This window comes from Leptotrichia sp. oral taxon 879 str. F0557, from assembly GCF_000469385.1.
GTDB lineage: Bacteria > Fusobacteriota > Fusobacteriia > Fusobacteriales > Leptotrichiaceae > Leptotrichia > Leptotrichia mesophila.
This window is the reverse complement of sequence record NZ_KI271326.1, coordinates 1-11,648: the sequence shown is the minus strand read 5'-3', so window position 1 is coordinate 11,648 and position 11,648 is coordinate 1. Positions and strand designations below refer to the sequence as shown.

Annotated in this window: 22 protein-coding genes; all 22 read right to left on the bottom strand. The window is 31.1% G+C overall.

The genetic code is table 11. The features are described from left to right. Nucleotides 1-200: 200 nt before the first annotated feature. A complete protein-coding gene (gene secY / locus HMPREF1552_RS05680; protein WP_039901264.1) occupies nt 201-1,508 on the bottom strand; it encodes a preprotein translocase subunit SecY in 1,308 nt (435 codons plus the stop codon). Nucleotides 1,509-1,554: 46 nt separating this feature from the next. Next, nucleotides 1,555-2,169 (bottom strand): 50S ribosomal protein L15, encoded by a 615-nt coding sequence (gene rplO, locus HMPREF1552_RS05675; protein WP_021744162.1) that lies wholly within the window; start codon nt 2,167-2,169, stop codon nt 1,555-1,557. A gap of 5 nt (nt 2,170-2,174) precedes the next feature. Further along, entirely contained in the window at nt 2,175-2,354 is a 180-nt protein-coding gene (gene rpmD, locus HMPREF1552_RS05670; protein ID WP_006806072.1) for a 50S ribosomal protein L30, read from the bottom strand. Nucleotides 2,355-2,375: 21 nt separating this feature from the next. Next, a complete protein-coding gene (gene rpsE / locus HMPREF1552_RS05665) occupies nt 2,376-2,885 on the bottom strand; it encodes a 30S ribosomal protein S5 (protein ID WP_021744161.1) in 510 nt (169 codons plus the stop codon). A gap of 18 nt (nt 2,886-2,903) precedes the next feature. Further along, complete coding sequence (gene rplR / locus HMPREF1552_RS05660) at nt 2,904-3,266, bottom strand: 50S ribosomal protein L18 (RefSeq protein WP_021744160.1); 363 nt, start codon at nt 3,264-3,266, stop codon at nt 2,904-2,906. A gap of 13 nt (nt 3,267-3,279) precedes the next feature. After that, nucleotides 3,280-3,813, bottom strand: a complete 534-nt coding sequence (gene rplF / locus HMPREF1552_RS05655; RefSeq protein ID WP_021744159.1) for a 50S ribosomal protein L6 — start codon at nt 3,811-3,813, stop codon at nt 3,280-3,282. A gap of 32 nt (nt 3,814-3,845) precedes the next feature. Next, nucleotides 3,846-4,241: a 30S ribosomal protein S8 gene (gene rpsH, locus HMPREF1552_RS05650; RefSeq protein WP_006806076.1), complete on the bottom strand. Its 396-nt coding sequence runs from the start codon at nt 4,239-4,241 to the stop codon at nt 3,846-3,848. Nucleotides 4,242-4,262: 21 nt separating this feature from the next. After that, nucleotides 4,263-4,550: a 30S ribosomal protein S14 gene (gene rpsN / locus HMPREF1552_RS05645; protein ID WP_012806360.1), complete on the bottom strand. Its 288-nt coding sequence runs from the start codon at nt 4,548-4,550 to the stop codon at nt 4,263-4,265. Between the two features lie 30 nt (nt 4,551-4,580). Continuing rightward, on the bottom strand, nt 4,581-5,120 hold the full coding sequence (rplE, locus tag HMPREF1552_RS05640; RefSeq protein WP_196808127.1) for a 50S ribosomal protein L5: 540 nt from the start codon (nt 5,118-5,120) through the stop codon (nt 4,581-4,583). A 40-nt stretch (nt 5,121-5,160) separates the two neighbouring features. Next, on the bottom strand, nt 5,161-5,544 hold the full coding sequence (gene rplX / locus HMPREF1552_RS05635; RefSeq protein WP_021744157.1) for a 50S ribosomal protein L24: 384 nt from the start codon (nt 5,542-5,544) through the stop codon (nt 5,161-5,163). Between the two features lie 15 nt (nt 5,545-5,559). After that, nucleotides 5,560-5,928: a 50S ribosomal protein L14 gene (gene rplN / locus HMPREF1552_RS05630; protein ID WP_021744156.1), complete on the bottom strand. Its 369-nt coding sequence runs from the start codon at nt 5,926-5,928 to the stop codon at nt 5,560-5,562. A gap of 95 nt (nt 5,929-6,023) precedes the next feature. Continuing rightward, on the bottom strand, nt 6,024-6,275 hold the full coding sequence (gene rpsQ / locus HMPREF1552_RS05625) for a 30S ribosomal protein S17 (protein WP_196808126.1): 252 nt from the start codon (nt 6,273-6,275) through the stop codon (nt 6,024-6,026). A 20-nt stretch (nt 6,276-6,295) separates the two neighbouring features. Continuing rightward, entirely contained in the window at nt 6,296-6,487 is a 192-nt protein-coding gene (gene rpmC / locus HMPREF1552_RS05620; protein WP_006806082.1) for a 50S ribosomal protein L29, read from the bottom strand. Next, nucleotides 6,487-6,912 carry a 50S ribosomal protein L16 gene (rplP, locus tag HMPREF1552_RS05615; RefSeq protein ID WP_018451265.1) on the bottom strand — a complete coding sequence of 142 codons (426 nt, stop codon included), beginning with the start codon at nt 6,910-6,912 and terminating at the stop codon, nt 6,487-6,489. The genes rpmC and rplP overlap by 1 nt, the downstream gene beginning before the upstream one ends. Before the next feature lies 1 nt (nt 6,913). Continuing rightward, nucleotides 6,914-7,570 carry a 30S ribosomal protein S3 gene (rpsC, locus tag HMPREF1552_RS05610; RefSeq protein WP_021744154.1) on the bottom strand — a complete coding sequence of 219 codons (657 nt, stop codon included), beginning with the start codon at nt 7,568-7,570 and terminating at the stop codon, nt 6,914-6,916. 25 nt (nt 7,571-7,595) lie between these two features. Beyond that, entirely contained in the window at nt 7,596-7,934 is a 339-nt protein-coding gene (gene rplV / locus HMPREF1552_RS05605; RefSeq protein ID WP_021744153.1) for a 50S ribosomal protein L22, read from the bottom strand. A gap of 40 nt (nt 7,935-7,974) precedes the next feature. Next, nucleotides 7,975-8,247 (bottom strand): 30S ribosomal protein S19, encoded by a 273-nt coding sequence (gene rpsS / locus HMPREF1552_RS05600; protein ID WP_021744152.1) that lies wholly within the window; start codon nt 8,245-8,247, stop codon nt 7,975-7,977. Nucleotides 8,248-8,462: 215 nt separating this feature from the next. Next, nucleotides 8,463-9,290, bottom strand: coding sequence for a 50S ribosomal protein L2 (gene rplB, locus HMPREF1552_RS05595; RefSeq protein WP_021744150.1), 828 nt, complete (start codon nt 9,288-9,290; stop codon nt 8,463-8,465). 186 nt (nt 9,291-9,476) lie between these two features. Next, entirely contained in the window at nt 9,477-9,761 is a 285-nt protein-coding gene (gene rplW / locus HMPREF1552_RS05590; protein ID WP_021744149.1) for a 50S ribosomal protein L23, read from the bottom strand. Next, the gene (gene rplD, locus HMPREF1552_RS05585) at nt 9,761-10,405 is read right to left on the bottom strand and encodes a 50S ribosomal protein L4 (RefSeq protein ID WP_021744148.1); all 645 of its coding nucleotides are present in this window, start codon (nt 10,403-10,405) and stop codon (nt 9,761-9,763) included. The genes rplW and rplD overlap by 1 nt, the downstream gene beginning before the upstream one ends. A gap of 21 nt (nt 10,406-10,426) precedes the next feature. After that, on the bottom strand, nt 10,427-11,053 hold the full coding sequence (gene rplC, locus HMPREF1552_RS05580) for a 50S ribosomal protein L3 (RefSeq protein ID WP_021744147.1): 627 nt from the start codon (nt 11,051-11,053) through the stop codon (nt 10,427-10,429). A gap of 66 nt (nt 11,054-11,119) precedes the next feature. Continuing rightward, the gene (gene rpsJ / locus HMPREF1552_RS05575) at nt 11,120-11,425 is read right to left on the bottom strand and encodes a 30S ribosomal protein S10 (protein WP_012806349.1); all 306 of its coding nucleotides are present in this window, start codon (nt 11,423-11,425) and stop codon (nt 11,120-11,122) included. Nucleotides 11,426-11,648: the final 223 nt, after the last annotated feature.

Here is an 11,648-nt window from a genome sequence, read left to right as displayed (position 1 = left end):
TAAGGTTTTGCGGCAATGAGCAATCCTACAAAAAAAAAAAAGTCGTATGATTATGAATTAGCTACTGAACAGTCTTATTATAAAAATTTATTCTCGTTTTTAAACGGGGTTTAGTATAGGAACTATAAATATAATAATCTTTATAAAAAGAAAAAAAGTACACAACTAAGTGTACTTTAAAAATATTTTATATACTATTCTTAACGATTTTTTTTATTTATAAAACCTTTCATTTGTTTAACTGCTAGGTAAGAATCTATTTGTAATAATAATTCTACTGCTGTCCCAACTAAGATTAGTAAACTTGTTCCTCCAAGCATTACCGGAAGATTTAAAATATATCCAAACCAAATATTTGGCATAATACCTAATAATGATAAGAATATCGCACTTCCAAAAGTTACTCTTGTTGCAACTTTTTCTAAATAGTCAGCAGTTTCCTTTCCAGCTCTTACTGTTGGAATTGTTCCTCCACTTTGCTTCAAATCATCTGCTACTTTATCTGGATCAAAAGCAATTGTAAGCGTATAGAAAAATGAAAATACTGTAATTAATATTGCAAATAACAATAAATAAAAAATACCTTTAGGCTCAAACTGAGCTGTCAAAAAGTTTTTCAGATTCCCAGTTTTCATTGTTGAAATCAAGAATGGCGGTGCTGCCATCAATACTGACGCAAAGATTATTGGCATTACTCCAGACATATTTATCTTTAATGGTAAATATGTTCTTTTACCAACTGTACTTTGTCCTCCACCGAATCCGAGACTTCCTTTTCCTGCATACTGAATAGGAATTCTTCTTTCAGCAAGTTGTACAACTACCATTAATGCAATGAATACCACAAATGCAACTATTGACAATCCTAACAGAACTTTTCCCATCCCGCTAGGTAAGCCAGAAACCATTTGACTAATTACTGTTGGCAATCCTGCAACAATATTTAAAAATATAAGCATTGAAGTCCCATTTCCAATACCTCTTATCGAGATTCTTTCAGAAATCCACATAAGGAATGAAGTCCCTCCTGTAATTAAAACTACTGTGCTTAATATGAATTTAGGACCTGGTTCCAACACTAGATTTTGATTTTGCATTAATATTGCAATTCCAAAAGATTGGATTATTGCCAGCACAATTGTCACATATCTTGACCACTGTGTAATTTTATCACGTTCTTTTCCGCCTTCCTTCTGCATTTCATCTATTTTAGGAAAGATTACTCCTAATAATTGAAAAACAATGGAAGCATTAATGTATGGGACAATTCCCAATGCAAAAATTGAAGCTCTTTCAACAGCTCCACCCGAAAATAAATTTAAAAATTGAGCAATTGCATTTCCCTGCTGGAAATTTTTAAAAGCATCTGTATTAATTCCCGGAACTGCTATATGGATTCCAACTCTTGCAACTATTATCATTAATAATGTAAATGTTACTCTTTTTTCTAGTTCAGGTATATTAAAAATAGCTTTTACCCTACTTGATAGTGCTTCAGCTAGAGTCAATTCTATCACTCCTTTAGTATATGAAGAAAAAGCAAGATATTAAATCTTACTTATTCCCATCTTCTTTTTTATTATTTCCTGCTTTAGCTGAATATGATTTTATTTCTACTAATTCTACACTTCCTCCAGCTTTTTCAATTAATTCTTTAGCTGTCTTAGAAATTTTATGTGTTTTTACAGTTAATTTTTTGTTAACTTCTGTATTCCCTATAATTTTTAAAACACTTGTAAAATCTTTTTCTTTAACATAAGATTCAATATTTGCATTTAAATATTCTTTTACTGCTCTTCTACCTTTTACATTTCTCAAAGCTTCATCAGAATATTTTGTTATAAATTTAGGGTTTTTAATTATTCCATTTTCAACTAATGTTTGTAAGCTAACCACATCTCCATCGTTAAATTTTTCTACGATATCAGCCAATGTAATTGCTATTATATCTTTTTTAAATGGTGAATTAGAAAATCCTCTTTTAGGGATTCTTCTAATAATAGGCATTTGTCCACCTTCAAATATAGGTGATACATAAGAACCTGATCTTTGTTTTTGTCCATTGTGACCTTTACCAGCTGTTTTTCCCCAACCAGTTCCGTGTCCTCTTCCTACTCTTCTTCTTTCTCTTTTCGATCCAGCAGCAGGTCTTAATTCATTAAGATTCATCTATTCTAAACCTCCTCTACTTTAAGTAAATAAGAAACTAATTTAATTTTTCCTTCAATATCAGCAGTTTTATTATGAACTGCACTTTGACTGATTTTTCTTAATCCAAGTGATTTTACAGTCGCAACATGATTAGGTTTTCTTCCATTAATTCCTTTTACAAGCGTTACTTTTACTTTAGACATTAATTTTACCTCCTAACCTTATTATCCTAAAATTTCTTCAACTGATTTTCCTCTAAGTCTTGCTACATCTTCAAGAGAACGCAATTGTTTTAATCCTTCTAAAGTTGCTCTTGCAACGTTATCTTTAGTTTTTGAACCTCTAATTTTTGTAAGCACATCTTTTACACCTGCTAACTCTAATAATTCCCTAGTTGCTGAACCAGCAATAACTCCTGTCCCTTTTGAAGCTGGTTTCAATAATACAGATGTTGCATTATATTTACCAATTTGCTCATGCGGTAATGTTCCACCTTTTAATGAAACATTTACTAAGTTTTTCTTAGCATTTGCGATGGCTTTTCTGATTGCATCAGGTACACCGTTAGCTTTTCCTAAACCGATACCTACTTTTCCTTTTTCGTCTCCAACAGCTGCTAATACTGAGAATGAAATTCTTCTTCCTCCTTTAACAGTTTTAGAAACTCTGCTTATTCTTAAAAGTCTTTCTTTATATTCACTTTCTCTTTCTCTGTTATCTCTATCTCTAGCCAAAATAAATCCTCCTTATCTTTAGAATTTTAATCCTGCTTCTCTTGCAGCATCTGCCACAGCTTTAACTCTTCCTGTGTACACGTATCCTCCTCTGTCAAATACAACAGTAGTAATCCCTTTATCTAATGCTTTTTTAGCAATTCTTTCTCCTATTTGTTTAGCTGCTTCAATATTTGAACCTTTTTCAATTTTTGCACCTTTTTCAATAGTTGATGCAGAAACTAAAGTATTTCCTGTAGTATCATCAATTACTTGAACAAAGATATTTTGTAAACTTCTATACACAGCAAGTCTAGGTCTTTCAGCAGTTCCAACGATTTTTCTTCTAATACTTCTATGTTTTTTTTGTCTTAATTTATTTCTATCAAGTTTTTTTACCATTAAAATCTACCTCCTATCCTTTCTTACCTTCTTTTCTTCTAATTACTTCATCAGCGTATTTAACACCTTTTCCTTTATATGGTTCAGGTGGACGTTTAGCTCTGATGTTTGCAGCAACTTGTCCAACTAATTGTTTATCAATTCCTTCAACAGAAATTTTAGTATTTCCTTCAACTTTAAAAGTGATTCCTTCTACTGCTTCAATTTCAACTGGATGTGAATATCCTAAAGATAAAGTTAATCCTTTTCCGCTAGCTTGTACTCTGTAACCTACTCCGACTAATTCTAATCCTCTAGTAAATCCTTCACTTACTCCAACAATCATATTGTTTAAGTTTGCTCTTGTAGTTCCATGAAGAGCTCTGATATTTGGTAAATCATTTGGTCTTTCAAATGTAATTTCGTTACCATCAATATTTACTTTAATTTCACTGCTTAATTCTCTTACTAATTGTCCTTTTGGCCCTTTTACAGTAAAAGTGTTCCCATCCTGCTTAACTTCAACACCAGCAGGTATAGTTATAGGTTTCTTACCTATTCTTGACATTGTTTATCCTCCTAATTTATAAAATGCGTAAATTACCACACGTAGCAAAGAACTTCTCCACCAACATTATGCTTTCTGCATTCCTTGTCTGTAATAACACCTTGTGGTGTTGAGACAATGGCAATTCCTAATCCACCTAATACTTTAGGTAAATTTTCTACAGATGTGTAAACTCTTCTTCCAGGTTTTGAAATTCTTTTCAATCCTTTAATTACAGCTTCTCCATCTACAGTTTTTAAAGAAACAACTATATTTTTTATAGCTCCTTCTTCTTTAATTTCGTAACCGTTTATATATCCTTCATTTTTTAATATATTTGCTATACTTTCTTTAATTCTTGAAAATGGTACTGCAACTTGTGCATGTTTAGCCATGTTTCCGTTTCTGATTCTAGTAAGCATATCAGCAATAGGATCTGTTAAATACATTAATTCTTCCTCCTCTCAAAATTACCAACTTGATTTTTTTACTCCTGGGATAACTCCCTCTCCTGCTAATTGTCTGAACATAACTCTTGAAATACCAAATTCTCTCATATATCCTCTTGGTCTTCCGTTAATTTGACATCTATTTCTAACTCTTGTAGGCGAAGCATTTCTTGGTAATTTAGATAATTCTAAAACTGCTTCTCTATCACCTTTTTTAGCTCTTTCTTTTAACTCAGCTCTTTTAGCTGCATATTTATCAACTGTTTTTTGTCTTTTTAAGTTTCTTTCAACCATTGCTTTTTTAGCCATTGATTAAATTACACCTCCTTCAAAATAATACTATTTTGCAAACGGCATTCCGAATGCTTTTAATAAAGCTCTTCCTTGCTCATCATTTTGTGCTGTAGATACAATTGTAATTCCTAATCCGAAGATTTTATCTACTTTATCAATTTCGATTTCAGGGAATACGATTTGTTCTTTTAGACCTAATGTGTAGTTTCCTCTTCCATCAAATCCTTTAGGTGAAACACCTTCAAAATCTCTTACCCTTGGTAATGTGATACTAATTAATCTGTCTAGGAATTCATACATTTTTTCTTTTCTTAATGTAACTTTTGCTCCAATTTTTTGTCCTTCTCTTAATTTAAATCCAGCTTCTGATTTTCTAGCCGCTCTTGGTACAGGCTGTTGCCCTGTAATTTGTGATAATTCAGCAATTGCCGTATCGATTAATTTAGAATTGCTTACTGCTTCTCCAATCCCCATATTAACTACGATTTTATCAAGTTTAGGTACTTGCATAACGTTAGATAAGTTTAATTCTTTCATTAGTGATGAAACAATTTCATCTTTGTATAATTTCTGTAATCTTGGAATATATTTTTCAGCCATTTATGACATCCTCCTCTCTAAAATATTATATTTCGTTACCAGATACTACTGATATTCTTACTTTTTTACCGTCTCTTATTTCTCTTCTTACTCTTGTAGGTTTCCCTGCTCCTTCATCCCAAAGCATTACTTTAGATGAGAAGATTGGCATTTCTCTTTCTACAACTTCGCCTTGTGGGTTCATTGCATTAGGTTTAATATGTCTTTTTTTGATATTTACACCTTCAACAATTATTTTTCCAGTCTTAGGGAATACTTTTAATACCTTTCCAATTTTTCCTTTATCTCCAGTTTGTTTACTATTTTCATTACGTAACAAATCTTTTGATCTACCACTAATTACAATAACTGTATCTCCAGTTTTAACATGTAATCTTTTAGGTACTGATTTTAAATTTGGTTTAGCCACGTTTAACTCTCCTTCCTATAATACTTCTGGTGCTAGAGAAACTATTTTCATAAAGTTTTTCGCTCTTAATTCTCTTGCTACAGGTCCAAAAATTCTTGTCCCTCTTACTTCTAATGCAGTATTTAATATAACAGCCGCATTATCATCAAATTTTATATATGAACCGTCTGCTCTTTTTAATTCTTTTCTAGTTCTAACGATTACAGCTTTTACTACATCACCTTTTTTTACGTTTCCGTTTGGTATAGCCTCTTTTACACTTGCTACTACGATGTCTCCTATTTTACCGAATCTTCTTCTTGATCCACCTAATACTCTAATAACCATGATTTTTTTAGCTCCAGTGTTATCAGCAACATTAAGTATCGTTTGTTGTTGAACCATTTAAAATTTCCTCCTCTCAAATGTTAACTCACACTATCTTCTTCCGTTTTAATATTGAAAATAAAACATCAAGCAATTTTCTTAATAAGATTAAATTATTTAGCTCTTTCTAAGATTGTAACGACTCTCCATCTTTTATCTTTACTTAATGGTCTAGTTTCCATAATTTGCACTTTATCTCCGATTCCACAATCATTGTTTTCATCATGTGCTTTATATTTTTTAGAAGTTTTTACTCTCTTTTTATAAAGTTTGTGTAATTTCATTGTTTCTTCAAGAACAACTACAGTTTTATCCATTTTGTTAGAAACAACGATTCCTTCTCTTACTTTTCTTTCTTTTCTTATATTTTCCACTCTTGATCCTCCTATTTACCAGTTTTTTCAGTTACAACAGTTTTTAATCTTGCTATTGTTCTTTTAACATCTCGTATTTTAGCAGTGTTTTGTAATTGTCCAAGAGTTTTTTGAAATTTTAAATTAAACAATTCTTGTTTCAATTCATTTACTTTAACTTCCAATTCTTCCAATGATAATTCTCTAATTTCGTTAATTGTCATTACTTATCACCACCTACTTCTTCTTTTCTTACAAATTTAACTTTTATAGGTAGTTTATGTCCAGCTTTTCTTAATGCTTCCTTGGCTTTCTCTTCTGATACTCCGCCAACTTCAAACATTATTTTATTCTTTTTAACTACTGCTACCCAACCTTCTGCATTACCTTTACCTTTACCCATTCTTGTTCCTTCAGGTCTTTTTGTATAAGGTTTATCAGGGAATATTCTAATCCAAATTTTACCTTCTCTTTTAAATGTTCTATTAATTGTTACCCTACAAGCTTCTATTTGTCTTGAAGTAATCCAACCAAATTCTCTAGCGGCAAGTCCAAATTCACCAAAATCAACTTTGTTTCCTTTAGTTGCTACACCACCCATTTTTCCTCTGAACTGTTTTCTATATTTCGTTCTTTTAGGTATTAACATATTATTCGTTTTCTCCTTCCTTTGTAGTAGAAAGAACTTCACCATTAAATATCCATACTTTTAATCCTAAAGCACCGTATGTAGTGTGTGCAGTAGCTGTTGCATAATCAACATCTGCTCTTAAAGTATGTAGTGGTACTCTTCCTGAAAGTGTCCATTCACTTCTTGCAATTTCGGCACCATTCAATCTTCCCGATACCATAACTTTAATTCCTTTAATCCCAGCTTTTTCTGCTCTTTGAATAGCTTGTTGAACTGCTCTTTTATAAGCAACCCTTTTTTCAATTGCTGTTGCAATACTTTCTGCTACTAATTGAGCATCTTTATTAGGATTTTTGATTTCTTGTACTTTAATTTGTACTCTTTTACCAGTTAATTTTTCTAATTTTACTTTTAAAGCTTCAATTTCTTGACCTTTTCTTCCAATTAAAATTCCAGCTTTTCCAGTTTCTATAATAACTGCTACTTCTGTAGGTGATGTTCTTTCTATTTGAATAGAAGAAATCCCTGCATGGTAATAGTTTTTCTTAATATATTTTTTTATTTTCAAATCTTCGTGAAAGTTGTTTACGTATTCTTTTCCCTCAGCGAACCATTTTGAATCCCAAGTTCTTGTGATTCCTAATCTTATCCCCCTAGGATCTACTTTTTGTCCCACAGACTTACCTCCTTATTTTTCTGAATTAATCTTCTCTTTCATCAACTTCTACTGTGATATGAGCTGTCGGTTTTCTAATAATATCAGCTCTTCCCATTGCTCTTGGGCTGATTCTTTTTAATACAGGTCCTTTATCAATTAATATTTTTGATACAAACAGTTTATCAGGATCCATATTATTATTATGTTCAGCATTTGCAATTGCTGATCTTAATGTTTTTTCTATATATAATGCTGCTTTTTTATTTGTAAATTTTAATATATTCAATGCTTGCAGTGCATTTTTTCCTCTTACAATATCAGCAACTAATCTTGCTTTTTGAGGGCTTAATCTTTGATATTTCAATTTAGCTACTACTGCCATTCAAAGTCCTCTCCTTTCGTTAATTTATAAATATTAATTTCTATTTTTTACCTTTTTTAGCATCTTTTCCATGTCCATAGAAAGTTCTAGTTGGCGCAAATTCACCTAACTTATGTCCAACCATTTCCTCAGTTACATATACAGGAATATGTTTTTTACCATTATATACTGCAAAAGTATGTCCAATAAATTGAGGGAATATAGTTGATCTTCTAGACCATGTTTTAATAACTTGTTTTTTACCTCCTAATGCTTCTATTTTCTCTAATAAATACGCATCAACAAAAGGTCCTTTTTTTAATGAACGAGACATTCTTTCCTCCTTATTTCATTTTTTAAATCGAGAAATGTTACTCAATACATCTCATTTTAATATTTAATTCAATGTATTAAGCAATATTTTTATATTCAGCCAAATTTCCATTCAAATATTTTATGTGTTTATTTGACTGGCACAGTCCATTTCTACGTTCTTTATTTAAAAATATCATTAATATATTTTTTGATATCAATTTAATTTTTAAACAATTATTTTTTTCTTCCTCTAACAATAAATTTATCACTAAGTTTTTTACCTCTAGTTTTCTTACCAAGTGTAGGTTTACCCCAAGGTGTAACTGGTGATTTTCTACCTATTGGAGATCTTCCTTCTCCTCCTCCGTGTGGGTGATCTACAGGGTTCATTACAGATCCTCTAACGTGAGGTTTTCTTCCTAAATGTCTATTTCTTCCAGCTTTTCCTAGAGATACTAATGAATGTTCAGAATTTCCTACTGTTCCAACTGTTGCCATACATTCTTTATGAATAAGTCTTAATTCTCCAGATGGTAATTCTACGTGGCAGTAAGTTCCTTCTTTTGCAACAAGTCTTGCAGCTGTTCCTGCTGATCTTGCTAACTGTCCACCTTTACCAGGCATAAGTTCTACATTATGAATAACAGTCCCTACTGGTAAGTCTTTTAATTTTAGTGCATTTCCAGGTTTGATATCTGCACCTTCTCCTGCTAATACGATGTCACCTTTTTTAAGTCCATTTGGAGCTAAAATATATCTTTTTTCTCCATCAACATAGTGTAACAATGCGATGTTTGCAGTTCTGTTTGGATCATATTCAAGAGTTGCAACTTTTGCAGGCACTCCGATTTTATTTCTTTTCCAGTCAATTACTCTGTATAATCTTTTGTGTCCTTTATGTCTGTTTCTACCTGTTCTATGTCCATAGTTATCAATTCCGTAAGATGAATTTAATGGTTCAACTAAAGATTTCTCAGGTCTTACCTTATCTAATTCCTTGTTAACTAATATCGACATATGCCGTGTCCCACTAGTCATCGGTTTTAATTTTTTTATTGGCATAACTTATGTTCCCTCTCTTCCTATTTCTCATTTTTATTTTCTTAAAATCATTCAAAAAACTGAATAATTTCTACAAATTTACATAACTTATCTATTATAGCATTTTTATCGAATAATTTCCACAAAAAATATAATTACTCTTTATATTAAAGAGATTTTTTGAAATTATTAAGTACTATAATTTTATTATCCTTCATAAGCTGTAATAGATTCTCCATCTTTCAATTTAACAACTGCTTTTTTTATAGCGGCTGTTTTATACATTGACATTCTGAATCTTTTATTTTTTGGTTTAATATTCAAAGTATTTACACCTTCAACTTTTACATTGAATAATTTTTCAACTGCATCTTTAATTTGAAGTTTGTTTGCTCTTCTATCTACTATGAAAACATATTCATTGTTTTCCAATAAATTTCTTGCTTTTTCTGTATTAATTACAGGTTTTTTGATAATATCAGTAATATGCATTATGCTAGCACCTCCTCGATAGTTGCAAGAGCTTCTTTAGTTAAGATTACTTTGTCTTGTTTGATTAACCAGTAGATGCTTAAATCTCTTGTATTAATTGCTGCAACTTTTTCAATATTTCTAGTTGATAAATATAAGAAATAATCTCTATCTATAGTATCAGTATCATCATTTGTTATATATAATTGTTTTACACCATCAAAGTTTAATGTTTTTGCAAAATCAATGAATGTTTTTGTTTTTGGTGTTTCCAATGTGAAGTCATCTAATATGATTACATTTCCTTCACTAATTTTTGTTGCTAAAGCTGATTTTAAAGCTAACTTTCTAACTTTTTTATTTACTTTTTTAGCATAGTTTCTTGGTTTTGGTCCGTGAACTACTCCTCCACCTACCATATGTGGTGCTCTTGTAGATCCTTGTCTTGCTCTTCCTGTTCCTTTTTGTCTAAAAGGTTTTCTTCCTCCACCTCTTACTTCTGCTCTTGTTTTTGTTGAGGCAGATCCTTGTCTTGCTTCAGCTAACTCTGCTACTAAAACTTCGTGCATTACGTGTTTATTTGGTTCAATTCCAAATATGTCGTTATTTACTTCAATAGTTCCTGCTTGTGAACCGTCTAATTTATATATATTTAAAACTGGCATGTTATCCTCCTCTCTTTCCTATTAATATTTCTTTACCGATTTTTTGATAACTAAGTAACCATTTTTTGGCCCTGGAACAGCACCTTTTACTAATAAAAGATTGTTTTCTACATCAAATTTTATAACTTGTAAGTTTTGAACTGTTACTTTTTCAGCTCCCAATCTTCCAGCCATTTTTTTACCTTTTGGTACATTACTGTTTGATGCAGCTCCTCCTGCGTTAGAACCTCCAAGTCTGTGGTTTCTTGAAACCCCGTGTGAAGCTCTGTTTCCACCAAAGTTATGTCTTTTCATAACTCCTGCAGTTCCTTTACCTTTTGAAGTCCCAGAAATATCAACGAATTCGATACCTTCTAATACATCTACTTTAATTTCTTGTCCCAATGTAAAGTCAGCTGGATTAGCTACTTTAAATTCTTTAAGAAATCTTTTTGGAGTAACTCCTGCTTTTTTAAATACACCTAATAATGGTTTAGTAGTGTTTTTTTCTTTTTTATCTCCATAAGCTAATGTGATCGCATTATATCCTTCTTTTTCTTCAGTTTTAATTTGTGTAATGAAGTTAGTCCCTGCTTCAATTACTGTAACTGGAATTAATTTTTCGTCTTCGAAAATTTGAGTCATTCCGATTTTTTTACCTAATATCATTTTTTATTTTTCCTCCTTAATATATTGGTTGACAATTTTCTTAAAATAGCCAACTTGTACTAAGCCTTACGATTGCTTAATTTCAACTCCCACACCTGATGGTAAGTTTAATGATGCTAATGCATTTACGATTTGTTGATTTGAATTTTTGATTTCTACAAATCTTCTGTGAATTCTCATTTCAAATTGTTCTCTTGAATCTTTATTTACGTGAACTGATCTTAAAACTGTATATTTTTTAGTTTTTGTAGGTAATGGAAGTGGCCCTGCTAATTCTGAACCATTTTTCTTAGCTACTTCTGCAATTTTTTTAGCAGATTGATCTAACAGTTTGTGATCATAAGATTGTAAATATATTCTTATTTTATCCAAAGTTTTTCCTCCTGTTTTTTTGTCCTGCTTATTTTAATAACTAGAGAAATTAGATTATAAAAACCTAATCTCTCTTTTTAATTTAATATTTTGGACTATTTTTCTTTACATTTCTAATCATTATAACAAATATTTTCATTATCTGCAATAATTATTTTTATTTTTTATCTTTAAGAAAGTTCCTTACAGAAAACTATTTAGTAATAGTTGCTACTACTCCTGA

Excerpts from the sequence above, each read along its gene's own strand:
- rplO (WP_021744162.1), bottom strand. The coding sequence starts at position 2,169 with ATGAATCTTAATGAATTAAGACCTGCTGCTGGATCGAAAAGAGAAAGA.
- rpmD (WP_006806072.1), bottom strand. The coding sequence starts at position 2,354 with ATGTCTAAAGTAAAAGTAACGCTTGTAAAAGGAATTAATGGAAGAAAA.
- rplR (WP_021744160.1), bottom strand. The coding sequence starts at position 3,266 with ATGGTAAAAAAACTTGATAGAAATAAATTAAGACAAAAAAAACATAGA.
- rplF (WP_021744159.1), bottom strand. The coding sequence starts at position 3,813 with ATGTCAAGAATAGGTAAGAAACCTATAACTATACCTGCTGGTGTTGAA.
- rpsH (WP_006806076.1), bottom strand. The coding sequence starts at position 4,241 with ATGTATTTAACAGATCCTATTGCTGATATGCTTACTAGAATCAGAAAC.
- rpsN (WP_012806360.1), bottom strand. The coding sequence starts at position 4,550 with ATGGCTAAAAAAGCAATGGTTGAAAGAAACTTAAAAAGACAAAAAACA.
- rplN (WP_021744156.1), bottom strand. The coding sequence starts at position 5,928 with ATGGTTCAACAACAAACGATACTTAATGTTGCTGATAACACTGGAGCT.
- rpmC (WP_006806082.1), bottom strand. The coding sequence starts at position 6,487 with ATGACAATTAACGAAATTAGAGAATTATCATTGGAAGAATTGGAAGTT.
- rplP (WP_018451265.1), bottom strand. The coding sequence starts at position 6,912 with ATGTTAATACCTAAAAGAACGAAATATAGAAAACAGTTCAGAGGAAAA.
- rplV (WP_021744153.1), bottom strand. The coding sequence starts at position 7,934 with ATGGCAGTAGTAGCTAAATTGAAATATCAAAGATTAAGCCCTCAAAAA.
- rpsS (WP_021744152.1), bottom strand. The coding sequence starts at position 8,247 with ATGTCTCGTTCATTAAAAAAAGGACCTTTTGTTGATGCGTATTTATTA.
- rplB (WP_021744150.1), bottom strand. The coding sequence starts at position 9,290 with ATGCCAATAAAAAAATTAAAACCGATGACTAGTGGGACACGGCATATG.
- rplW (WP_021744149.1), bottom strand. The coding sequence starts at position 9,761 with ATGCATATTACTGATATTATCAAAAAACCTGTAATTAATACAGAAAAA.
- rplD (WP_021744148.1), bottom strand. The coding sequence starts at position 10,405 with ATGCCAGTTTTAAATATATATAAATTAGACGGTTCACAAGCAGGAACT.
- rplC (WP_021744147.1), bottom strand. The coding sequence starts at position 11,053 with ATGATATTAGGTAAAAAAATCGGAATGACTCAAATTTTCGAAGACGAA.